Here is a 22,022-nt window from a genome sequence, read left to right on the forward strand (position 1 = left end):
GTAAAGGTTGTTCGGTATCTCGTCAAAACCCTTGACGGCACCCCTACTTGGAGGTGGGATCCAATCGCACGTTCGGTTGTGTTGGGTTGCATCCCGGAGGAGGGGGTCATGGCGCACTCGTCGTACGACAGGTCAAGCGTGCCCGGCAGTGTGGCAGGACATCGGATGTCTCGGCGAAATCTGCTACGTGGTGCGGCAGTTGGCGCGGGCGCGATCACGCTTCCCTCGCTGCTCACGGCATGCAGCAGTGGCCCCGGTGGTGACGGCAAGACGATCCATCTGGGGTCGAATTCGTCCGACCCCATTCCCAAGAAGGCTTTCGCCGACGCTTTCAAGGCATACGAAGCGCAGTCCGGAGGGCGGAAGATCGAGGTCAACACCGTTGACCACAACACCTTCCAGGAGAACATCAACAAATACCTGCAGGGCAATCCGGACGACGTGTTCATGTGGTTCGCCGGCTACCGGATGCAGTTCTTCGCCAAGAAGGGACTGCTGCACGACATCAGCGACAACTGGCAGCACTACGAAGGGTTTTCGTCCGCGCTGAAGGCCCAGTCCACCGGTGAGGACGGCAAGCAGTACCTCACGCCCTACTACTACTACCCGTGGGCCGTCTTCCACCGGAAGAGTCTCTTCGCCGACCGCGGCTACCAGGCGCCCAAGACCCTCGACGAGTACGTGGCGCTCGCCAAGCAGATGAAGAAGGACAAGCTCGACCCCATCGCGTTCTGCGACAAGGACGGCTGGCCCGCGATGGGCACCTTCGACTACATCAACATGCGGACCAACGGCTATGACTTCCACAAGAGCCTGATGGCCGGCGAGGAAGCCTGGACGGACAAGCGCGTCAAGGACGTCTTCGACACCTGGCGTCGCCTCCTTCCGTACTGCCAGCAGGGTGCCAACGGCCGCACCTGGCAGGAGGCCGCGACCAGCCTGCAGAAGAAGGAAGCCGGTATGGCGGTCTTCGGGCTGCCGCACCCCGGCGCCCAGTTCCCCAAGGGCGAACAGGAGGACATCGACTTCTTCCCGTTCCCGGTCATCAACCCGGAGCACGGCCAGGACGCCGTCGAGGCACCGATCGACGGGTTCCTGCTGGCGAAGAAGTCGAAGAACCTCAAGAACAAGAAGACGCTGGAGAGCGCCAAGGACCTCGTGAAGTGGCTGGCCACCGGCAAGGCCGAGGACATCTACCTCAAGAGCGACCCCAACAACATCGCGGTCAACGACCAGGCGGACATCTCCCAGTACTCGGCGCTGCAGAAGAAGGCCGTGGAACTCGTCTCCGGTGCCAAGCAGATCTCCCAGTTCCTGGACCGCGACACCCGGCCGGACTTCGCCTCGACCGTCATGATTCCCGCCATCCAGAAGTTCATCAGCAACCCGAACGACGTGGACGGCCTGGTCAACGACATCGAGCGGCAGAAGAAGACCATCTTCGCCTCCGACTGAATCTGGAGTACCGACCGTGTCGTTCCTCTCGGAGCGGCGCACCGAACGGCGGGGCCCGCGGCGATTCTCCGGCCGCGACCTCGCCGTCATCGGTCTGCTGCTCGGCATACCCGTCCTGCTCGACATCGCCATCGTGTGGGGCCCGACCCTCGCCTCGATCGTGCTCTCCTTCACCAGTTGGGACGGCATCGGCGACATCAACTGGGTCGGTACGCAGAATTACGTGAACCTCTTCACCAATTACCCGCAGTTCTGGCCCGCCGCCCGGCACAACCTGCTCTGGCTGGCCTTCCTCGGGCTCGTCGCCGCGCCGTTCGGGCTGTTCCTCGCCGTACTCATCGACCGGGGCGTGCGGTTCAGCCGCTTCTACCAGTCGACGCTGTACATGCCGGTCGTGCTCTCGCTCGCCGTGGTCGGCTTCATCGCGCAGCTGATCTTCTCCCGCGATCAGGGGGCCCTCAACGCGATCATCGGGGACACCCGGTCGCCGACCGACTGGCTCGGCGACCCGGACCTCAACATCTGGATGGTCCTGCTCGCCGCGGCGTGGCGGCACACCGGCTATGTGATGATCCTCTACCTGGCCGGGCTCAAGGCTGTTGATCCCTCGCTGAAGGAAGCGGCCGCCATCGACGGGGCGAACGAGGCCCAGACCTTCTTCCGTATCGTCTTCCCCACGCTGCGGCCGGTCAACGTCATCGTCGGCGTCATCACCGTCATCGAGTCCCTGCGCGCCTTCGACATCGTGTACGCCGTCAACCACGGCCGCAACGGACTCGAACTGCTCTCGGTGCTCGTCACCGACAACATCATCGGTGAGGCGAGCCGCGTCGGCTTCGGATCGGCCATCGCCGTGGTCCTGCTCACGGTTTCCCTCGGATTCGTCGTGACGTACCTGGTCCAGGAGCTCCGAGGGGAGAAGAACCGATGACCGTCGACACCGCCCCCGCCCGCCCCGCCGCACAGCCCGCGCCCCCGCCACCCCCTGCGGTGCGCCGCGGTGTCCGCCCGGGCCGGCTCGGCGTGCACGCCTTCCTGATGGCGGTCTCGCTCGCCTTCCTCGCGCCGCTGCTGCTGGCGGTGTACGCCTCCCTGCGACCGTACGACGAGACCTCCCAGTACGGCTACTTCTCGCTGCCGAGGCATCTGTCGTTCGACTACTACCGGCAGGCGTTCGCCGACTCCGGGATGACGAAGTACTTCGTCAACACCATGATCATCGCCGTCCCGGGGGTGCTCGTCACCCTCTTCCTCGCCTCGTTCGTGGCCTTCGCCCTGGCCCGGCTGAAGATGCGCGGCGGGATCGTGCTGCTGATGCTCTTCACGGCCGGGAACCTGCTGCCTCAGCAGGTGATCGTGACTCCGCTGTACGTGGTGTTCAACCGCATCCCGTTGCCGTACTGGATGTCCGACTCGATGACGATGTACGACTCGTACTGGGCCGTCGTCGTCGTCCAGATCGGCTTCCAGCTCGGCTTCTGCGTCTTCGTCCTCGCCAACTTCATGCGCACCCTGCCGCAGGAGATCCTGGAAGCCGCCATCGTCGACGGCGCGGGCGTCTGGACGCAGTACTGGCGGATCACACTGCCGCTGTGCCGCCCGGCCCTCGCCGCGCTCGGCACACTGCAGTTCACCTGGATGTACAACGACTTCCTCTGGGCCCTGGTCTTCGTCTCCGACGGCGACAAGCTGCCCATCACCTCCGCCCTCAACAACCTGCGCGGGCAATTCTTCACGGACTACAACCTCCTCGCCGCGGGCTCGGTGATCGTCGCCCTGCCGACGCTTGTCGTCTTCCTGCTGCTGCAGCGGCACTTCATTGCGGGGCTCACCCTGGGATCGAGCAAGGGATAGGTCCGACCTGGGCACACCGCACCTGAGCGCCACAGAAGTGCCCTGCCGCGCAATCTCCCGACACGGCGGGGTCGCCCGGTAGGTGCTGGTGATTCTCGGCCGCACCTTGGGAAGGATGGGTTCATGCCACCCACATGGATATCCCAAGAGCCCGCCAGGAACGGACAGGACCTGACCCTCGGGGAGCTCGGCGACTTCGTACAGAAAGCCATCGAGAGCGGAACTCCGCTGACGCAGCCGCTCTCGATCGAGGCGAACAACCGCGGCAGGCGACTCAAGTGGATCGGTGTCGAAAGCCCCGCGAAGAAGAGCTGATCAGTTGCCGTCGCCCGCGGCCTGCCGCTGAACCGGGGGGATCACACTCAGGTTTGAGGGCGGGCCGCGGGCGGCGGCGATGAGATCAGCGTCGACACCCACCACACCTGTCACCCGGCACAGCCCGCCCTGCCCGGCGGCGACGGCCTGTACGCCCATGCCATGGTCGTGCGGCTCGTCGGTCGGGCCCCGTTTTGCGGGTCCCGGCCACATGCTGGTGACGAAACGCCCCACGCTCCGCGATCTGCCGGGCTGCTGTCAGCCACGCTCAGTCTGCGATGTCCCGGAGCGCCGCAGCTCGCCCCCGTTCCCTGGACGAGGTGAATCCCCGTGCGGAGACCACGACGTTGCTGATGGCGATCATCCCGATGCCGATCCATTCGTTGAGGTCGAGGGCTTGGCGGAGCAGGCCCCAGCCGGCCAGGGCCGCCCAGACGGGGTTGATGCTGGCGAAGGTGCCGAACATCCGGGCGGGTACTCGGCGCAGGGCGAGCAGGTCGGCGACGTAGGGCACGATCGAGGACATCAGTCCACAGGCGACAGAGAGGGCGATTGCTGCGGCGGTGGGGGCGTGGAAGGCGAACCAGGTCACGGCGATCGGGGTCCAGGCGGCAGCGGTGACGAGGCCGGCCACGGCGGTTCCTTGCAGGCCGGGAAGACGCTGGCCGAGGGTGCGATTGAGCAGGATGTAGGAGCCCCACGCCGTCGCGGCGAGCAGTGCCAGGGTGATGCCGATGATGTCGGCAGTGGGGCCGGGGTTGGTCAGCACCACCACGCCGACACCGGCCAGGACGGCACAGGCGATGTCGAGCACACGTCGTGAGCTTGCGATAGCGACGGTGAGCGGGCCGAGGAACTCGAGGGTGACGGCCAGGCCGAGCCCGATTCGGTCGATCGCGGCATACAGGCTGAGGTTCATCACACTGAATACGACCACCAGACCGAGGATCGGCCACCACTGGTCCTTGCGCAGGCCACGGAGCCTCGGGCGCACGATCGGTGTCAGGACGATTGCGGTGACGAATTGACGGACCGCGACCACGCCGACCGGACCGATCGCCGGGAACGCCAACGCACCCAGGGCGGCGCCGGTCTGGTTCGACGCCGAGCTGGTGAGCATCATCACGATGCCGGCACCACGCTGACGCGAGGTCGCCGTCGCAGCAGAGAGCTGCTCGCCGCCGGCCGGTGCGTTGCGCGTGCGATCCGTGGTCTCAAGGGTGTCCATACGCCCATGGTGGGATCACGGCGCTGCATAACCTATTGCATATTGCGGCCTTGCCATACGCTTGGGTTATGGATTGGAGTCTTCGAGAGCTGCGGTTCTTCGTCACCGCCGCTGAAGCGGGGTCGTTCACCGATGCCGCCGCGCAGTTGTACGTCTCGCAGGCGGCGGTCTCGCGCACGATCGCGGGCCTGGAGAGGACCGTCGGGGACAGGCTCTTGCGGCGGGTGCCGCGAGGGTGCGAGCTCACCATGACCGGACAACAGGTCCTGCCTCATGCGCGGAGGGTGCTGTCCGAGGCTGAGAGGTTCACCGAGTTCCTGACCTCGCGCCACGGCGTCCTGCGGCTGGGGTATGCGTGGGCGGCTCTCGGGCGGCACACCGCGCGCCTGCAAAGGGACTGGGCTCAGCGCCACGATGCCATCGAGCTGGAGCTGGTCCGGCACAACTCGCCCACCGCAGGCCTGGCCGAGGGCCTGTGCGATGTGGCGATCGTACGAAGACCAGTCGATGAGAAGCGATTCGACTCCCTCGTGGTAGGGCTGGAACGTCGGCTGGTCGCCTTCGCCTCCGACGACCCACAATGGTCGCGTCGGCGCCGGCTGAGCATGGCCGAGATCGCCGACCGCACCGTGATCATCGATCCCCGGGTCGGGACCACCAGCAGCCAGTTGTGGAACGGCGCCGACCATTCACCCCGGTTCATCGAATCCACCGATGTCGACAGCTGGCTCGACGCCATCGCCGCCGGGCGCGGCGTGGGAACCACAGCCGAGGCCACCGCGCACCATCACCTGCGCCCCGGAGTGACCTACCGGCCCATCAAGGACGGCCCCCGCATCCCCGTCAGACTCGCATGGTGGCACGACCACCTCCCCAACGGCCTGGGCGACCTGGTCGATGCCATCACCCAGCTCTACGCGACCACCTAGCTGCGCTCCCCACCACGGTTCGAGCGCTGAGGAGCGAACCTGAACGGTGCCCCACGAGCGGATGTGCCCTAGCAGTACCGATCCTCGGCCCGGCTGAAGCCAGTGGTGTATCCACTGTCGTAGCCATCCGCGTAGCCCTGGGTGCGGAGGTTGGGGAACAGCCGTAGTTGCTGTTGGTGGAGCTGTAGGCCTGTCTCAACCCGGCAGCTGTCCCTTCCGTCTGCATACCCGGCTCTGAAGCCATCTCGGTAACCATCTCGGTAACCTTGCTGGTAGCCATCCTGGTTTGGATAGCGTGCGACCTCCAGCGCTGCAGAACTCGGCACGGCTGAGGCTTGGGCGGCGACAGCCGCTGGCGAGAACGCGAGAGTGGCGACAATGAGCGCTGGGCTGAGCCGAGCAAGCAGGCGTCTGGGAGTCATGATTCTCTCCTCGGATCGGCACTGGTTCAGAGTGGCAAAGCCCCTGGCAAGGAGCCCAATGCCCAGTTCTCTGCGCCTGATTGGCCGCCAAGGTGCCACCCGGTCTGCCTCTCCTAGCTTGCGCTCCCTCTCAGGTGATGTCATGTCGAGAAGGACCTTGGATCCGCATGCCCGGAGACCCGGGACCTGACCGCACAGGACCGCGCCACTGCGCGGGGCCTCTTGACCGGAGCGAAAAGATCAGGAACACCCCATGCTTCACCTCTGCGACGTCGCGGCGGCCTGGACCAGAATTGTCCGCCGGCTTGAGACCAACGCCCCGGCCGGCTTCGAGGCCCTGAACCCGCCCGCCACCGATGCCGACATCCAGGCCCTCGCTGACGCTCTCGGTCATCGCGTGCCGGGCGGTCTGGAAGCCCTGCTACGTCTGAACAGCGGCTCCACCGTCGTGCTGCTTCCAGCGTTCCCGGCCATCCGTGCCCCGGCAGCCGCGGGCGTCAGGAGCCCCGGCAGCCGCGGGCGCCAGGAGCCCCGGCGAGGCGCCGCCGATCGCGGTTTCGTGTCACAGCGGGGATGCGTGGCACTGCGGAAGCCGGCCACGGCACCATCAGGAAGGCGATCCGTCCACGTGGGTCCGGAGCGGCGCTGTGCCGTGAGGCGTGGGCCCTGTCAGTGGCAGCTGCGATGCTGCCCGCATGGACGAAATCATGCGACGGCGGGTGTACGGCGCCGACCACGACGATCCTGATCCGGGTCCACAGCCCGGGCGTGCATACCGTGAGCTGGTCGGCGGCCCGCTCGACGGGCTGCTCCTCGACGTGACGGGCTGGTCGGAGGTGGCACTCGCCGACGGAGCCGCACTGATCACCGAGATCGGCATGCACGGCCCGGGTGGCAGGTCGGAGTACGGGCCGCGGGCGGACGATTCACTGAAGTGGGACTGGCGGGGAGACACGCCCTGAATCAGGTGGCCTCGTACTGGTGCGCTGCGGCGCCCTGCCATTCCACCAGGGCGGGGGTGTCGAGGGCCCGCTCAGGGTCCGCCATGCCGGCGTCGGCGAGAAACACAATGATGTCGCGGTCGCTGTGCGCCAGCCCGAGCTGTTCGTCGCGACCGTTGATATGGACGGTCACGAGCCTGGCGCCGGACGGTGTGGGGGCGTGAACGATGATCGGTGGAGTCGACATGGTTCCAGGGTGGCGCGTGATGCCGGTGTGCGCGCATCTGGCTGGTCCGGATGTGTGGTCCCCGAGGATCATGGGTAAGGGGCGTGGTCCGGTTGCCCGTCCTTCGGCCGATGGCCCTTGGCCGGCGGCGGGGGTCCTCGAGGTACCTGCCGGTGCCTGCCTGACCAGATGTTTGTGATCGCCAGTGCGGGGACGAATGGTGCTGTCAGGTTTCCCTCATGGCCGAAAAGAGCGGTGCTGTGCAGGGGGAGTACGTCCACGAGGGGACGTACGCACGCATCGAACGTGAGAGGCGGTCCCTGCTCGGACTCCCCTCGGTGTCGGCGTGTTCGATCCTCCGCTGGACGGCTTGGTCCTGGCAGAGCTCCACGGATGCGCGCTGCCCCTGCGGCCCGGGCGACGCGTGAGAAGGAAGAAAAGGGTTCGCCGCCGGGGCACGACGGATGACAGCGTGACACGCATGTCGCCGCTGTACGGGAAGCGTGCGTGCCAGGGCGTGGCCGCCCGATCAGAGGTCACCCGACAGGCTCTCAGGGCCAAACGGTTTGTGGCGCCGTTCTCGTTCAACCGTATGACGTGGATCAAGCCGTCGTTCCTGTGGCTCATGCATCGCAGCAACTGGGCTCGGAAGTCCGGGCAGGAACGTATCCTCGCGGTTCGGATCACCCGGGAGGGATGGGAGGACGCCCTCTCCCGGGCCGTGCTGGCCACCGCTGCCCCGGCGGCTCTCGCCCACTTGTGCAAGGAGGGCAGGCCGCGAAAGCCCAGCGGCTGCTCCCGCCGGAGCGTGTATACCAGCCGCCCGAGGTCGTCGCGAGACACCTGCACATCGACACGTGAACAAGTCGCCGGAATTTCTGCTGCGGTGAAGGGAGTTGACCCCGATGAACTCCCGGGGTGCCGAACCACCCACGACCCCGCCCTCGACCTCGAACGAAGGATTCCGACTGTGGCAGCCGAGCTCTCCGATGATTTGAAGAAGTACCTCGACGACTCGAAGGCCTTCGCCACCGTAGCCACCGTTCTGCCGGACGGGCGGCCGCATCTGACCGTTGTCTGGATCACGCGCGATGGGGACGACCTGCTGTTCTCCACGACCGTGGACCGGCTGCAGGGCAAGAACGCTGCCCGCGACCCGCGCATCACCCTGCTGATCAGCCCGCCCGAGAACCCGTACACCTATGCAGAGATCCGCGGTACCGCCACCGTCACGTCCGACAGCACCCACGAGCTGTTGAACGAGCTGGCGCACAAGTACACCGGTCAGGACTACGCAACGTTCAATCCGGCCTCGAAGAACGACGGTCAGCGGGTTGTCGTGCGGGTCTCACCTGTGAAGGTCACCGGCAGGCTCTGACGCGACGACCGGATTCCGGCCGCAGGCCGTGGCGGCGGGCGCGGGGCGGAGTCACTGGCCCCGGTCCGCCGCCTGCTGCGGTACGACCACCAAGAAGGCGTCCTCCTCCAGGTCCATCACGACCTCGGCCGCCACACCCTCGCCCCGGCGCGCAGCCGCGAACTCCTCCGCAGGCCAGCTGCCTCGCGGACCTCCCGCGGGAAACCGCTCCAGTACTGTGCGCTGCACCGTGCACCCCCTTGCTTCGTCGGCTCCAACGACGCCCCGCCGTCCCCGTTACGGCCGCTCGGGCGCCCGACTCGTACGGTGGGACGCCTGCCGACGGGCGTCCGGCACGTGCTTTCGTGCAACAACATCGCCACAGCCGGGTTTTCGCGGCAGAGTGTTGCGGGCAAGCCACAGAGGGCTACGGAAGAGGGGGAACCGTGATCGTCTGGATCAACGGTGCGTTCGGCGCGGGCAAGACGAGCGCCGCGCGCGAACTGATCGATCTGATCCCGAACAGCACCTTCTACGACCCCGAACTGATCGGCGGGGGACTGCAGTACCTGCTGCCCCAGAAGAGGCTTGCCGAGGTGACCGACTACCAGGACCTGCCGATCTGGCGGCGGCTGGTGGTGGACACGGCTGCCGCTCTGCTCGCCGAGGTGCCCGGGGTGCTCGTGGTGCCGATGACGCTGCTGCGACAGGAGTACCGCGACGAGATATTCGGAGGGCTCGCCTCCAGACGCATTCCCGTGCGTCATGTACTGCTCTCACCTGAGGAAACGATCCTGCGGCAGCGGATCGCCGGCCGTGAGGACGTACCGGACGACCCGGAAGCCGGCGAGCGGGTACGGCAGTGGGCGTACGCACATATCGAGCCCTACCGGACAGCGCTCGGCTGGATCTCCGCGGACGCGCACACCATCGACACCAGCGCGCTGACCCCGTACGAGACGGCCGAGCGCATCGCCGACGCCGTACGCACCGGGGCCGCCGGCGTCTGCGAGATCGTGCAGACGCCCGCGCCGACCTCGGAGACCCTCGCCGCCGGGGTGCTGCTCTTCGACGAACACGACCGGGTCCTGCTCGTCGACCCCACCTACAAGCCCGGCTGGGAGTTTCCCGGCGGGGTGGTGGAGCCCGGCGAGGCACCGGCACAGGCCGGGATACGGGAAGTGGCCGAGGAGATAGGGATTCAGCTCGACCGGATCCCGAGCCTGCTCGTCGTCGACTGGGAGCCGCCGCACCCGCCCGGGTACGGAGGGCTGAGGCTGCTCTTCGACGGCGGGCTGCTGCACTGCCAGGATGCCGAACGGCTGCTGCTGCCGGGCTCCGAACTGCGCGGCTGGCGGTTCGTCACCGAGGCGGATGCCGCAACGATGCTGCCGCCGCACCGGTACGAGCGGCTCCGCTGGGCGCTGCGGGCCCGCGAGCGGTCAACCGTGCTCAACCTGGAGGCCGGAGTCCCGGTCGGCTGACGACCGCAGCACGGCGGCGGCGTCGACAGTGAGGGGATCACCGTGCCCGAAGCAGACCGTGGACGGGGCCAGCGCCGCCATCCGCCGGAACGAGGCCAGTGCCTCGGCCCGGTCCGTGTTGAAGACACCCAGCATCGCCGTGGCCGGGCCCGCACCGGAGGTTGCGCCGCGGCAGAGGGCGCGGGCACGCCCGGGGACGCACCGATGGACGACCGTGCCCGATCCGGCACGGACCCCGCGCGGGGGAATCCTGCGGACCGGGTGCAGACAGGCGAATTCCGGGACGGCCGTGCCCCCCGCGTACGAGAGGTGCGTCCGCCCCGGAACAGGCGATGCGACGTCAGGAGCGCTTGGACTCCGCGTAGTTCTGCAGGAACAGTGCCTCGGCGACCGACAGCCGCTCCAGCTCCTCGGGCGACACGCTCTCGTTCACCGCGTGGATCTGCGCTTCCGGCTCGCTCAGGCCGATCAGCAGGATCTCCGCCTCCGGGTAGAGCGCGGCGAGGGTGTTGCAGAGCGGGATCGAGCCGCCCATCCCGGACGTCTGCATCTTCTCGCCGGGGTACGCGGCTTCCATGGCCTGCGCCATCGACGTGTACGCCGGGCTGGAGGTGTCCGCGCGGAACGCCTGGCCCTGGCCGACCTGCTCCACCGAGACCCTCGCCCCCCACGGGGCGTGCGCCTTCAGATGGGCGGTCAGCAGCTTCGTCGCCTCGGCCGCGTCCTGGCCCGGCGGCACCCGCAGGCTGATCTGCGCCCGCGCGCTCGCCTGCAGCGACGGCGTCGCGCCGACCACCGGCGGGCAGTCGATCCCGATGACGGTGACGGCGGGCCGGGCCCAGATGCGGTCGGCGACGGTACCCGTGCCGATCAGCTCCACACCGTCGAGGACCTTCGCGTCCTTGCGGAAGTCGGACTGCGGGTACTGCAGCCCGTCCCACTCGGCGTCCGTGGTGAGCCCGTCGACGGTCGTGGTGCCGTCCTCGGCGCGCAGCGACGCCAGCAGCTGGATCATTGCGGCCAGCGCGTCGGGGGCTGCGCCGCCGAACTGCCCGGAGTGCAGGTTCCCTTCGAGGGTGTCGAGGGTGACCCGCAGCATCGTCATGCCGCGCAGTGTCGCGGTGACCGTCGGCAGACCGACCCGGAAGTTGCCGGTGTCGCCGATGACGATGGTGTCGGCGGCCAGCAGCTCGGGGTGCGCCTCGGCGTACCGCTCCAGACCGCCGGTGCCCTGCTCCTCGGAACCCTCGGCAATCACCTTGACGGAGACTGGGACGCCGCCGTTCGCCTTGAGAGCGCGCAGGGCGAGGAGATGCATGATGAAGCCGCCCTTGCAGTCGGCCGCGCCGCGGCCGAACCAGCGGCCCTCGCGCTCCGTCAGCTCGAACGGCGGGGAGATCCAGGCCGACTCGTCGAGCGGCGGCTGCACGTCGTAATGCGCGTAGAGCAGTACGGTCGGGGCGCCGGCCGGGCCGGGCAGGAAGCCGTAGACCGACTGGGTGCCGTCGGGGGTGTCGAGCAGGGCGACGTCCTGGAAGTCCTCGGCGCGCAGTGCGTCGGCGACCCAGGCTGCGGCCGCCTCGCACTCGCTCTTCGGGAACTGCGCGGGATCCGCCACCGACTGGAAGGCCACCAGCTCGGTCAGCTCCGCTTTGGCACGGGGCATCAGCGAGGCCATGGTCTCGGAAATCGGATGGGCGGTCATGGGCACGCTCCTCGTGGGTGCGACGTTATGTGTACGAATCCGTCTGCATGAACGCCGTGTGTGCGGCGCTGCATGTATGGCGAACGCACGGTCGATCCTCCCACAGCGGGGACCGGTCGCAAGGCGCCGTAGGATGCCGTGAGCAGCTTGGGCCACTGGTCGGGATCGGGAGCAGAAGCACATCGTGAGCAGCGAGAACGCAGACGCCGGACGTGAGCTTGAAGAGTCGTCCGTGTGGGATGTCGTCGTAGTCGGCGCCGGACCGGCCGGGGCCTCCGCGGCATATGCGGCGGCGGTCGCCGGGCGGCGGGTGTTGCTGCTGGAGAAGGCGGAACTGCCCCGCTACAAGACCTGTGGCGGCGGCATCATCGGCTACTCCCGTGATGCGCTGCCACCCGGATTCGAACTGCCCTTGCAGGACAGGATCCATGCGGTGACGTTCTCGCTCAACGGCAGGCTGGCGTGGACCCGCCGCTCCAGGCGGATGCTCTTCGGGCTCATCAACCGGCCCGAGTTCGACGCGGGTCTGGTCGAGGAGGCGCAGAAAGCGGGCGCCGAACTCCGCACCGGGGCATCGGTGACCCGGGTCGAGCAGCACGGCGCCTCGGTCCCGGACCGGCGCACGGTCGCCGTGGTGCTCGCCGGCGGCGAGACCGTCCTGGCCCGCGCGGTCGTCGGCGCCGACGGCAGCGCGGGACGCATAGGAGCCCATGTCGGCGTCAAGCTCGACCAGGTGGACCTGGGCCTGGAGTCGGAGATCCCCGTCCCGGCCACCGTCGCGGAGGACTGGGCCGGGAGGGTGCTCATCGACTGGGGTCCGATGCCCGGCAGTTACGGGTGGGTGTTCCCGAAGGGCGACACCCTGACCGTCGGTGTGATCTCGGCGCGCGGTGACGGCGCAGGGACCAAGCGGTATCTGGAAGACTTCATCGCCCGGCTCGGTCTCGCCGGGTTCGAGCCGAAGATCTCCTCCGGTCATCTCACCCGCTGCCGCAGCGACGACTCGCCGCTGTCGCGCGGGCGGGTGCTCGTCTGCGGCGACGCGGCGGGGCTGCTGGAGCCGTGGACCCGCGAAGGCATCTCGTTCGCACTGCGTTCCGGTCGGCTCGCCGGTGAGTGGGCGGTCCGGATCGCGGAATCGCACGACGCGGTGGACGCCCGCCGCCAGGCGCTCAACTACGCCTTCGCCATCAAGGCCGGGCTGGGCGTCGAGATGGGTGTCGGTCGGCGCATGCTGAAGCTGTTCGAGCGCCGCCCGGGCATTCTGCATGCGGTGCTGACCGGGTTCCGCCCGGCCTGGAAGGCGTTCGCCGGGATCACCCGCGGGACGACCTCGCTGGCCGAGCTGGTCCGTACCCACCCGCTGGCGCAGCGGGCCCTGTCGGCGATGGATCGTTAGCCCGTTTCTCGGCGCTCACCCTGCCGACCGGACCAAGACGCCGGTGGGCCGGAGTTCGGGCCGATGGACGGTGACGGTCCCGTCCCGGCGGGTGGCCCGGGCCTCGCCGTCCAACGCGTCGGTTGATACGTCGACAGACAGTGCTGCGCCCGTCGGAGGCGAACCCGTCGATCCCCGGTGGTTGCCGCAGGCCCGGCCGCGACGCCTGCGGCGGGCGATCTGTCGGGGCCGTCGGCCCTTGCCCGGCAAGGGCACAGGCAGTTCCGTGCCGGTCTGCGTCAGGATGTGATCGTGATCCGGAAGACGGGGTGGTCGGGGGCGATGCGGCGCAGCTCCTCGACGGACGAATCCGGGCCGACGCCACCGAAGAACACCCCTACCTCCGCCTTCCAGCGCTTGAGGTAGGCCCGCAGCAGTTCCGGCTTTTCGTCGTCGGCGATCTCGACGGCGGTGAAGACGTCGGTCTTCTTGCCGAGGTGGAGCTCACCGCCGCTGGCAGCCCGCATGTTGTGCGTCCACTGCACATGGCCACGCGGCGCGACGAGATACTGTTGCCCGTCCACGGTCAGGAGGTTGACCGGGGTGCGGCGCCACTCGCCGCTCTTGCGGCCGCGGACGGCCAGGACCCTCGATCCCCAGACGCTGATGCCGCGCCGGGTGATCCAGGCGACGGTGCGGTTGAAGACGTTGACCGTGAACCAGCCGGGCTTCTGAACATGTACGGACATGAGATTCCCCTCGTGGAAAGTGTGAGCACTGCTCTCGCTCGAGCTCAGTGTGCACAAGGTTGGCGCTCAAAAGCAAGAGCAGTGCTCTCTTTGTTGGTCGGTGCTCCAATTCGTGGCAGACTGAGTTCCATGAGCACCATCCGAGGAGCCAGGGAACGGGCCCGTATCGAAGTCACCGCAGCCATCAAGGACGAGGCGAGGAAGCAGCTCGCAGCCGACGGGGCCGCGAAACTCTCGCTGCGCGCTGTCGCACGTGAGCTGGGCATGGTCTCGTCCGCGCTGTACCGCTACTTCCCCAGCCGCGACGAGCTGCTCACGGCTCTGATCGTCGATGCGTACGACGCCGTGGGCGAGGCCGCCGAGACCGCTCACCGGGCCTCGTGCGACGTCCCGCCCGTACCCGCCGCCCATCTCGCCCGCTGGATCGCGGTCGCCTGCGCCGTACGCGAGTGGGCCCTGGCCCACCCCCATGAGTACGCCCTGATCTACGGCTCGCCCGTGCCCGGCTACACGGCACCCCAGGCGACCGTCGGCCCCGCCTCCCGCATCGGCTTCGTTTTCATCGGGATCGTCGAAGACGCCCACCGCACGGACGGCCTCGCCGTGCCGCCTCTCGCCGCCGAGCTGCGGCCCGAGGCCGAGAGGATGGCCGCCGACTTCGCACCCGATCTCCCTCCGGCGGTTGTCCCCGCTCTCGTGGCCGCGTGGTCGCAGCTCATCGGGCTGATCTCCTTCGAGATCTTCGGCCAGTTCAACCGGGTCGTCGAAGCTCGGGAGGCCTTCTTCCGGCAGGCGGTCGCCGACCTGGCCCGTAACGTCGGACTGCTCGACGACCGGGCCGACCGCACGGCCACGAGAAGCGCCGGTGCCTGAGCCTGCCCGCCCGTATGTCCGCCCATCGGCCCGGCCGGATATCTCGCCTGCGCCGGCCGGGGTACTCCACAGGGAGTACGTGTGATCACCACGCCCGGCTGACGCCGCCGTCGAGGCCCGCGGTCTAGCGTTGCCGGTATGGAAGAGCAGCGCTCACACGGAAGCGGCGCTCCCCCCTGGGAGCAGGGCGGACCGCCGCAGCGGCGGCCCTGGGCGCACGCGCCCCCAGGGGGCCCCAGGGGGCCTTGGGGCCCCTGGGGACACGACGGGCCGCCGCGCTGGCTGACGGGGATGCGCGAGCGGTCCGCCGCCCGGCTGCCCTGGCCATCCACCATCCTCCTCGGCGTAATTGTCATGGTCGGCTCTTCCGTCGCGGCCCACGGTCAGCTCGGTGAGCGCGCCCCGTTGGACCTCTTCGCCCGGGTGCTGCTCTTCATCGCCGTCGCCGTGCTGCTGCTGCGCCACCGCCACCCCGTCCTGGCGGTCTTCGGCAGTGCGGCCGCGGCCACGGTCTATCTGGGCGCCGGGTATCCGTACGGCCCGGTTTTCCTCGCGGTCGCCGTCGGCTGCTTCAGCGCGGTTGTCGCGGGGCACCGGCGGGCGGCCTGGGCGGCCGTGGGAATGGTGTGGCTGGGTCACCTGCTGATGGCGCACTGGCTCTACCGCTGGCTGCCGCCGAGCGGCGACTCGGCTGCGCCCTGGGGGCAGGAACTGGGCGTCGCCGCCTGGGTGGTGGCGATCGTCGCGGCGGCGGAGTTCGTACGCGTACGCCGCGAGCAGTGGGCCACCCAGCGTGCCCAACGGGCGGCCGCCGAGAAGCGACGGGCCGACGAGGAGCGGCTCCGGATGGCCCGGGAGCTCCATGACGTGCTCGCCCACAGCATCTCCGTCATCAATGTCCAGGCAGGCGTCGGACTCGCGCTGCTCGACTCCGACCCGGAGCAGGCGCGGAATGCCCTCACCACGATCAAGACGGCCAGCAAGGAGGCCCTCGGCGAGGTCCGTCAGGTCCTCGACACACTCCGTACCCCGGGGGACGCCCCCAGGGCCCCGGCCCCCGGGCTCGACCGGCTGCCCGAGCTCGTCGACCAGGCGGCGAGCGCCGGACTGGCCGTGACGGTGGAGACGGAAGGCGTACGCGGCGCCGTCCCGCCCGGTACGGATCTGGCCGCCTTCCGGATAGTGCAGGAGGCGCTGACGAACGTGGTGCGGCATTCGGGCTCGCGCACCGCACGGGTCCGGATCGGCTACGGGACCGGCCGCGTACGGCTCCGTATCGACGACGACGGCCCCGCCACCGGCAGCGAGGCGGGCGGCAGCGGCAACGGGCTGGCCGGCATGCGGGAGCGGGCCGCCGCACTGGGCGGCACGATCGAGGCGGGCCCCCGGGCCGACGGCGGTTTCCGGGTGCGGGCCGAGCTTCCCCTGCACTCGGCGTTCGACGGGGACCCGGCGTCGAGCGTGGACACCGCGTCGACCATGGACACTGTGCAGGACCCGACGGAGGAGAGACCGTGATCCGCGTACTGCTCGCCGATGACCAGCTGCTGGTCCGCGCAGGATTTCGCGCCCTGTTGGACGCCCAGCCGGACATCGAGGTGGCGGGGGAGGCCGCCGACGGGGCGGAAGCCGTGCGGCTGGTGCGTGAGCTGCGCCCGGATACCGTGCTGATGGACATCCGCATGCCGCATCTCGACGGTCTCGCCGCGACCCGCACCATCACCGGCGACCCGGAGCTGAACGGGGTCAAGGTGGTCATGCTCACCACCTTCGAGCTCGACGAGTACGTCTTCGAAGCGATCCGGTCCGGCGCCTCCGGTTTTCTGGTCAAGGACACCGAACCGGAGGAGCTCCTGCGGGCGGTACGGGCCGTGGTGGCCGGTGACGCCCTGCTCTCGCCGGGGGTGACGCGCCGCCTGATCGCCGAGTTCGCGGCCCGTTCCAAGGAGCCCGCGGCCGCAGCCGGCCTGGGTGAACTGACCGAGCGGGAAAGAGAAGTGATGGCGCTGGTCGGCATCGGTCTGTCCAACGAGGAGATCGCCCGCCGGCTGGTTGTCAGCCCGCTCACCGCCAAGACCCATGTCAGCCGCGCCATGGTGAAGCTGGGCGCACGCGACCGGGCCCAACTGGTGGTGCTCGCCTATGAGTCGGGCCTCGTGCGTCCCGGCTGGCTCGGCTGAGACGGAGCCCGCGCGCGGAGCGTGGCCATCGGGCGACCGCGCCCCCGGCGGGGAAATCCCCACAACACATCGACGAGGCGGGCGACGAAGACGACGGCCGAGACGACGGCCCCGCTCAGGAGCACCACTCGCTCCGCCGTGCGCGACAGGTCGAGGCAGACGGTGGTCGCGGCGACGGCGATGAACGCGGCCGCGGCCAGAACAGCCGCGCTGACCAGGGCGAAGACGATCTCGACGGTCATCGCGTCCCGGTCTTCCTGACTTCGTCGCCCCATGTCCGAAGTGTCACAGGGGCGGTGGGCCGCGGGCAAGGATGCCGCGCCGCCCACCGCCCCGTCCCCCCGCGCCGGTTGGTCATCGGGGCAGCGGACCGGCCGGTCAGTCCCGGACCGCCACCTTCTCGGCGGCTGCCGCCCGGTCGCCGGCGGACGAGGCGACCAGCACCGTGTGCTGAGCGGGCCGGCTGCGGCGCAGGCCGGTCAGGGTGATCAGCAGTCCGATGAACGCGATCACCGTCACCACCAGCAGGCCGGGACGGTAGCTGTCGAGGACCGCCTGGGGAGAGCCGTCGCCGCTGCCGTGCGCCGTGATCACCGCGGTGACGACGGCCAGGAAGATCGCCCCGCCGACCTGGATCGAGGTGTTCAGCAGACCGGAGACCATGCCCTGCTCCTCGTCGTCCACTCCGTTGGTGGCCTGGATGTTGAGCGACGGGAAGGTCAGCGCGCATGCCGCCCCGAGCAGCAGCATGGACGGCAGGATGACCGCCGCGTACGACGGGGCGAGGGTGATCCGCAGGAAGAGTGCGTAGCCCACGACGAGGAAGGTGAAACCGGCGGCGATCACGCGCGGCGTCCCGAACCGGTCCACCACATCGCCGATCTTCGTGGACGACAGTGCGACCAGCACACCGGCGGGCAGGAAGGCCAGCGCGGTCTCCAGGGCGGACCAGCCGAGGAGCGACTGCATGTACTGGGTGACCAGGAACTGGAAGCCGACATAGCTGCCGAAGAACGCTGCGGCGCCGAGCTGGGCCCTGACCTGGCTGCCGGAGCGGAGCACGCCGAGCCGGATCAGCGGATTCGCGGTACGCCGTTCGATGGTGATGAAGACGGAGAGCAGGACGGCGACGGCGAGGAACGAAAGCAGCGTGCGGGCGGACGCCCAGCCGGCCTCAGGGGCCTGCACGACGGTGAATACCAGCAGGAGCATGGAGGCCGTGCCGGTGACGGCGCCCGGGAGGTCGTACCCGCGGTGGGTGTTCTCGCGGTCGCTGTGCGGGATCAGCTTCAGACCCGCGACCAGGGCGAGCAGTGCGATGGGGACGGGCAGCAGCATGGTCCAGCGCCAGGACAGCTGGGTGAGGAGCCCCGACAGCACCAGCCCCATGGAGAAGCCGGTGGCCGCGCAGGTGGTGTAGATGGACAGGGCGCGGTTGCGCTGCGGTCCCTCCTTGAACGTCGTTGTGATGATGGAGAGTCCGGCCGGTGCGGTGAATGCGGCGCTCAGACCCTTGATGAAGCGGCTGGCGATCAGGAGCGGTCCGGAGTCGACGAATCCACCGAGCAGTGAGGCGAGGGCGAAGACACCGAGGGCGATCAGGAAGACCTGGCGTCTGCCGAGGAGGTCGGCCGCACGTCCTCCGAGGAGCAGCAGTCCGCCGTAACCGAGGATGTAGCCGCTGACGATCCACTGCAGGGTCGAGGTGGTCAGACCGAGATCGTCGGCGATGGACGGCAGAGCGACGCCGACCATGGAGACGTCGAGCGCGTCCAGGAACATCGCGGCGCAGAGCACGAGCAGGGTGCCCCACAGCCGCGGGCTCCAACGCGCATGGGAATCGGGGACGTTGAGCGGAGAGGTCATGGCGAGGACAGTACATGCATATGCATTGAATGCAAGTGCATTTAATTCCGATGCAACAAACGCCCTCTTCTCTGCTAACGTGCGGACATGGCCGCGAACAAGCCCGAGCACGTGCTCGTCGACGAATGGCGGGACATCCTCGCGCTGCACGCCAGGACGTTGTGCGAACTCGATCGCGAGCTGCATCGGCACGGCCTCGGCGCCAGTGACTTCGAGGTGCTCGACGTCCTCGCGGAGGGGGCGTCGGAGGACGGCGGCGCCGCCTATCGCGTGCAGGAGCTGGCGTCCCGGGTCCACCTCAGCCAGAGTGCGCTGTCGCGCCTGGTCGCGCGGCTGGAGAAGGACGATCTCGTCTGCCGCGGGATGTGCAGCGAGGACCGCCGAGGCGTCCGGGTCGAGCTGACGGCGAAGGGCCGGGCGCGCCATGCCGAGGTGAAGCCGTTGCAGCGCTCGGTGCTCGCCCGGATGCTGAACGGCGCGACCGGCTGAGCGTGGTGCGGGCCACGGCGGGGCGGTCCGCGCCTGCCCGTACGCCGGTCAGGACCAGGTGATCCCCGAGTTCTCGCACCACAGGCGTGCGAGCCCCCGGTCGCCCGACACCGCCACCGCCGTGAGCGGCTTCCGGTTCCAGAGCGTGAGATAGAGCTCCTCGGCCGTTCCGCTCAACTCGCAGTCCCCGGAACCCTCTTCGGGTTCGCCCGCCCCCGTGGTGCGGACGGCCTGCGGCGGCTCCGCCGAGAGACGCACGGTCCATGCGGCGTCCGCGTCCGTGGCATGCACCCGCAGCGTACGCGGGACGTCGGTGCGCACCCGGCTCTTCGGGCGGGCGTGCAACCCGCGCAGCAGCTCGTCGATCCCGTCCAGCGCCAAACCCGCCGCCACCGGTGACAGGGGACCGCCGCGCGCGGACTCGGCATCCACCCGGTGAATCGTCGTCTCGTGCGCCTGCCGTCGGGCCCAGAACGCAAGCGGGGACGGTGCGGGAAGAAACGTCCAGCACTCCAGATCGGCGGGGGCGCCTGCCAACGCGGCCACCAGCCCGCCGTGCCCCTCGCGGAACCAGTCGAGCAGCGCGCCCCCGTCCAGATCGGGCTCCCCGCCGTCGGGGTGGTACGCGGTGTGGCCCTCGATGACATACGCGGTCGCCCAGCGGTGCACCATGCCGGTGTGCCGGAGCAGATCGCGTACCTGCCAGCCGGGACAGGTCGGCACCGGTGCGCCGGGCCCCGCCTGTTCCGCCGCGGCGGCCAGCAGGTGTCCCGCGCCGGCGAGCGACCTGATGTGGTCGGCGATTCCCGTCGTCTCCATGCTCTCCATGCTTTCCATGGTCGAGATTGTGACAGCGGCTCAGGCACCCTGGGGACGGGCGGAACGGGACCGGCCGCCACGGCGCACCAGCCGTACGAACCAGCCGAGGGCGAGCGCCTGCACCAGGACGGACACGACGAGGGCGAGATAGACGAACCAGGCCGGACCGGCGGCGTCCGCTCCCCACAGCGTGCTGCCGACGAAGAACACGAACACCGTCGGCGCCGCGAGCAGGAACAGCCACACGCCCGCGAACGACGCGTCCTCGTGCGGGACGAACAGGGTGTCCACGGCGACGAACACCGATGTCGCCAGAACCACGCCGAGGTAGATCAGCGAGGCGGGATTGCCGAAGGTCAGTCGTGCGAGCGCGCGGAGGTGCTGCTTGTTCATGCCCGGCTTGTTCATGGTCTGCTCCCCGTGGACGGTTGACACTTCCATGGTGCGACCGGGGAGCGGGACCTGCCTGAGTACACCTACTCAATCGGGCATCAGTACGTGAGACGTGCGTACGTCGATCAGGCGCGGGTCACCGCATGGCGAGCCGCATAGCCCAGCACGGATGCCGCGCCCGCCAGCACCGCCACCGTCGTCAGAGCGACGGGCAGCGAGAACCAGTCGGCCAGGAACCCGATCGCGGGCGGCCCCAGCAGCATTCCGCCGTAGCCGATCGTCGACGCGACGGCCACTCCGCTCGGACCGGCCAGCTCGCCGGCCCGGCCGACGGCGACGGGGAAGATGTTGGCCAGCCCGAGACCTGCGACGGCGAAGCCGAGCAGGGCGAGCCAGGCCGTCGGGGCGAGCGAGCCGAGGAGCATGCCGGCCGCGCCGGTGGCGCCGCCCGTGACGAGCGTGCGGGTCTGCCCGAGTCGTTCCAGCAGCGCGGTGCCGGTGAGCCGGCCCGCGGTCATGGCCAGGGCGAACAGGGAGTATCCGGCTGCGGCGATGCCCGGTCGGGCATGCAGGTCCTGTTCCAGGTGGAGCGCGCTCCAGTCGGCCAGTGCGCCTTCCCCGTACGCGGTGCAGAGCGCGATCACGCCGAACAGCAGCACCACCTTGCGGGCGCGCCCGGTCATCCGGCGCGGCTGCTCGGTGCGGTCGGTCACGGATACGGTCCAGGGAGCCCGGTGCCGCAGCAGGGTCGGTCCGGCGGCGGCGGTGACGAGCAGTCCGACCCCGGTGAGGACGAAGAGATGGGTGGCGGGGGAGAGCCCGCCGGCGACCAGTCCGCCGAGGCCGGCGCCGAGCATGCCGCCGAGGCTGAACGCGGCGTGGAAGCTGGGCATCACGGGGCGCCGCAGGCCGGCGACGAGATCGACCGCTGCGCTGTTCATCGCCACGTTCATCGCACCGTACGCCGCACCGAAGACCAGCAGCACCGAACCGAGCGCGAGCGCCGAATGCGTCTGCGCGGGCAGGGCGATGGCGAGTGAGAGGAGTACTCCGCACACCACGGTCACGGGGTGGCTGCCGAATCGTCGGCAGAGCCCGCCGGCGAGCATCATGGTGATGACCGCCCCCGCGGAGACGCCGAGCAGCGCGAGGCCGAGAGTGGAGGCGGAGGCGCCGGTCTGGTGCTTGATGGCCGGGATGCGGACCACCCAGCCGGCGAAGAGGAAACCGTCGAGGGCGAAGAACACGGTCAGTGCGGTACGGAGGCGGGCCGACGAGGGTGGGGCGGTGTCTCCGCCTGGTCCCCCCGGTAGGGCCGTCCGCAGTTTGTTTAGTTGCGGCACAAACTCAGCATAGGGG

General features: G+C 69.2%; 24 protein-coding genes and 2 pseudogenes. 14 read left to right on the plus strand and 12 right to left on the minus strand.

The window, feature by feature from the left end; genetic code table 11:
• Nucleotides 1-165: 165 nt before the first annotated feature.
• The 4 genes from OG972_RS36190 to OG972_RS36205 all read left to right on the plus strand — a co-directional run bounded on the left by OG972_RS36190 (nt 166) and on the right by OG972_RS36205 (nt 3,624).
• On the plus strand, nt 166-1,455 hold the full coding sequence (locus OG972_RS36190) for an ABC transporter substrate-binding protein (RefSeq protein ID WP_266988735.1): 1,290 nt from the start codon (nt 166-168) through the stop codon (nt 1,453-1,455).
• A 16-nt stretch (nt 1,456-1,471) separates the two neighbouring features.
• Complete coding sequence (locus OG972_RS36195) at nt 1,472-2,386, plus strand: carbohydrate ABC transporter permease (RefSeq protein ID WP_266988736.1); 915 nt, start codon at nt 1,472-1,474, stop codon at nt 2,384-2,386.
• On the plus strand, nt 2,383-3,309 hold the full coding sequence (locus tag OG972_RS36200; RefSeq protein WP_266988737.1) for a carbohydrate ABC transporter permease: 927 nt from the start codon (nt 2,383-2,385) through the stop codon (nt 3,307-3,309). Before OG972_RS36195 ends, OG972_RS36200 begins: the two co-directional genes overlap by 4 nt.
• Before the next feature lie 123 nt (nt 3,310-3,432).
• A complete protein-coding gene (locus OG972_RS36205) occupies nt 3,433-3,624 on the plus strand; it encodes a hypothetical protein (protein WP_266988738.1) in 192 nt (63 codons plus the stop codon).
• Here OG972_RS36205 and OG972_RS36210 read toward each other — a convergent pair whose 3' ends face one another.
• Complete coding sequence (locus tag OG972_RS36210; protein WP_266988739.1) at nt 3,625-3,783, minus strand: hypothetical protein; 159 nt, start codon at nt 3,781-3,783, stop codon at nt 3,625-3,627.
• 109 nt (nt 3,784-3,892) lie between these two features.
• A complete protein-coding gene (locus tag OG972_RS36215) occupies nt 3,893-4,852 on the minus strand; it encodes a DMT family transporter (RefSeq protein WP_266988740.1) in 960 nt (319 codons plus the stop codon).
• Nucleotides 4,853-4,920: 68 nt separating this feature from the next.
• On the opposite strand from OG972_RS36215, the gene OG972_RS36220 reads away from it, so the two are divergent.
• The gene (locus OG972_RS36220) at nt 4,921-5,781 is read left to right on the plus strand and encodes a LysR family transcriptional regulator (protein WP_266988741.1); all 861 of its coding nucleotides are present in this window, start codon (nt 4,921-4,923) and stop codon (nt 5,779-5,781) included.
• Nucleotides 5,782-6,898: 1,117 nt separating this feature from the next.
• A complete protein-coding gene (locus tag OG972_RS36225; protein WP_266988742.1) occupies nt 6,899-7,165 on the plus strand; it encodes a hypothetical protein in 267 nt (88 codons plus the stop codon).
• 1 nt (nt 7,166) lies between these two features.
• Here the strand turns inward: OG972_RS36225 and OG972_RS36230 are convergent, their stop codons facing one another.
• Entirely contained in the window at nt 7,167-7,391 is a 225-nt protein-coding gene (locus tag OG972_RS36230) for a hypothetical protein (protein WP_266988743.1), read from the minus strand.
• A 460-nt stretch (nt 7,392-7,851) separates the two neighbouring features.
• Between OG972_RS36230 and OG972_RS36235 the strand changes: the two are divergent.
• Nucleotides 7,852-8,055: pseudogene (locus tag OG972_RS36235) on the plus strand (DUF4291 family protein); the annotation flags it as partial.
• A 285-nt stretch (nt 8,056-8,340) separates the two neighbouring features.
• On the plus strand, nt 8,341-8,748 hold the full coding sequence (locus OG972_RS36240; protein WP_266990938.1) for a PPOX class F420-dependent oxidoreductase: 408 nt from the start codon (nt 8,341-8,343) through the stop codon (nt 8,746-8,748).
• Nucleotides 8,749-8,799: 51 nt separating this feature from the next.
• Here OG972_RS36240 and OG972_RS36245 read toward each other — a convergent pair whose 3' ends face one another.
• Nucleotides 8,800-8,976 (minus strand): hypothetical protein, encoded by a 177-nt coding sequence (locus OG972_RS36245; RefSeq protein WP_266988744.1) that lies wholly within the window; start codon nt 8,974-8,976, stop codon nt 8,800-8,802.
• Nucleotides 8,977-9,173: 197 nt separating this feature from the next.
• On the opposite strand from OG972_RS36245, the gene OG972_RS36250 reads away from it, so the two are divergent.
• Entirely contained in the window at nt 9,174-10,211 is a 1,038-nt protein-coding gene (locus OG972_RS36250) for an NUDIX hydrolase (RefSeq protein ID WP_266988745.1), read from the plus strand.
• Here the strand turns inward: OG972_RS36250 and OG972_RS36255 are convergent.
• Both OG972_RS36255 and OG972_RS36260 read right to left on the minus strand, forming a co-directional pair.
• Nucleotides 10,170-10,346: pseudogene (locus tag OG972_RS36255) on the minus strand (MBL fold metallo-hydrolase); the annotation flags it as partial. The gene OG972_RS36250 and the pseudogene OG972_RS36255 overlap by 42 nt on opposite strands.
• Before the next feature lie 205 nt (nt 10,347-10,551).
• Nucleotides 10,552-11,916: a dipeptidase gene (locus tag OG972_RS36260; protein ID WP_266988746.1), complete on the minus strand. Its 1,365-nt coding sequence runs from the start codon at nt 11,914-11,916 to the stop codon at nt 10,552-10,554.
• A gap of 184 nt (nt 11,917-12,100) precedes the next feature.
• Between OG972_RS36260 and OG972_RS36265 the strand changes: the two genes are divergently transcribed.
• Nucleotides 12,101-13,315: a geranylgeranyl reductase family protein gene (locus OG972_RS36265; protein WP_266988747.1), complete on the plus strand. Its 1,215-nt coding sequence runs from the start codon at nt 12,101-12,103 to the stop codon at nt 13,313-13,315.
• A gap of 278 nt (nt 13,316-13,593) precedes the next feature.
• On the opposite strand, the gene OG972_RS36270 is transcribed toward OG972_RS36265, so the two are convergent.
• Nucleotides 13,594-14,043, minus strand: a complete 450-nt coding sequence (locus OG972_RS36270) for a nitroreductase family deazaflavin-dependent oxidoreductase (RefSeq protein WP_266988748.1) — start codon at nt 14,041-14,043, stop codon at nt 13,594-13,596.
• Between the two features lie 129 nt (nt 14,044-14,172).
• Here OG972_RS36270 and OG972_RS36275 point away from each other — a divergent pair, with 129 nt between their 5' ends.
• The 3 genes from OG972_RS36275 (at nt 14,173) to OG972_RS36285 (ending at nt 17,096) form a co-directional block, all read left to right on the plus strand.
• Nucleotides 14,173-14,916: a TetR/AcrR family transcriptional regulator gene (locus OG972_RS36275; protein WP_266988749.1), complete on the plus strand. Its 744-nt coding sequence runs from the start codon at nt 14,173-14,175 to the stop codon at nt 14,914-14,916.
• Between the two features lie 291 nt (nt 14,917-15,207).
• Entirely contained in the window at nt 15,208-16,434 is a 1,227-nt protein-coding gene (locus OG972_RS36280) for a sensor histidine kinase (protein ID WP_266988750.1), read from the plus strand.
• Nucleotides 16,431-17,096, plus strand: coding sequence for a response regulator transcription factor (locus OG972_RS36285; protein ID WP_266988751.1), 666 nt, complete (start codon nt 16,431-16,433; stop codon nt 17,094-17,096). The genes OG972_RS36280 and OG972_RS36285 overlap by 4 nt, the downstream gene beginning before the upstream one ends.
• On the opposite strand, the gene OG972_RS36290 is transcribed toward OG972_RS36285, so the two are convergent.
• Together OG972_RS36290 and OG972_RS36295 are read right to left on the minus strand one after the other, a co-directional pair.
• On the minus strand, nt 17,057-17,371 hold the full coding sequence (locus tag OG972_RS36290) for a DUF6332 family protein (protein ID WP_266988752.1): 315 nt from the start codon (nt 17,369-17,371) through the stop codon (nt 17,057-17,059). The genes OG972_RS36285 and OG972_RS36290 overlap by 40 nt on opposite strands.
• Nucleotides 17,372-17,474: 103 nt before the next feature.
• Nucleotides 17,475-18,962: an MFS transporter gene (locus OG972_RS36295; protein WP_266988753.1), complete on the minus strand. Its 1,488-nt coding sequence runs from the start codon at nt 18,960-18,962 to the stop codon at nt 17,475-17,477.
• 87 nt (nt 18,963-19,049) lie between these two features.
• Here OG972_RS36295 and OG972_RS36300 point away from each other — a divergent pair, with 87 nt between their 5' ends.
• Nucleotides 19,050-19,451: a MarR family winged helix-turn-helix transcriptional regulator gene (locus OG972_RS36300; RefSeq protein WP_266988754.1), complete on the plus strand. Its 402-nt coding sequence runs from the start codon at nt 19,050-19,052 to the stop codon at nt 19,449-19,451.
• Between the two features lie 48 nt (nt 19,452-19,499).
• On the opposite strand, the gene OG972_RS36305 is transcribed toward OG972_RS36300, so the two are convergent.
• The 3 genes from OG972_RS36305 to OG972_RS36315 form a co-directional block, all read right to left on the minus strand.
• A complete protein-coding gene (locus OG972_RS36305) occupies nt 19,500-20,288 on the minus strand; it encodes a maleylpyruvate isomerase family mycothiol-dependent enzyme (protein ID WP_266988755.1) in 789 nt (262 codons plus the stop codon).
• Between the two features lie 21 nt (nt 20,289-20,309).
• Nucleotides 20,310-20,678: an SCO4225 family membrane protein gene (locus OG972_RS36310; RefSeq protein WP_266990939.1), complete on the minus strand. Its 369-nt coding sequence runs from the start codon at nt 20,676-20,678 to the stop codon at nt 20,310-20,312.
• A gap of 110 nt (nt 20,679-20,788) precedes the next feature.
• A complete protein-coding gene (locus OG972_RS36315; RefSeq protein WP_266988756.1) occupies nt 20,789-22,006 on the minus strand; it encodes an MFS transporter in 1,218 nt (405 codons plus the stop codon).
• Nucleotides 22,007-22,022 lie beyond the last annotated feature (16 nt).

It is taken from the genome of Streptomyces sp. NBC_01669 (assembly GCF_026339735.1).
Lineage (GTDB): Bacteria > Actinomycetota > Actinomycetes > Streptomycetales > Streptomycetaceae > Streptomyces > Streptomyces yanii.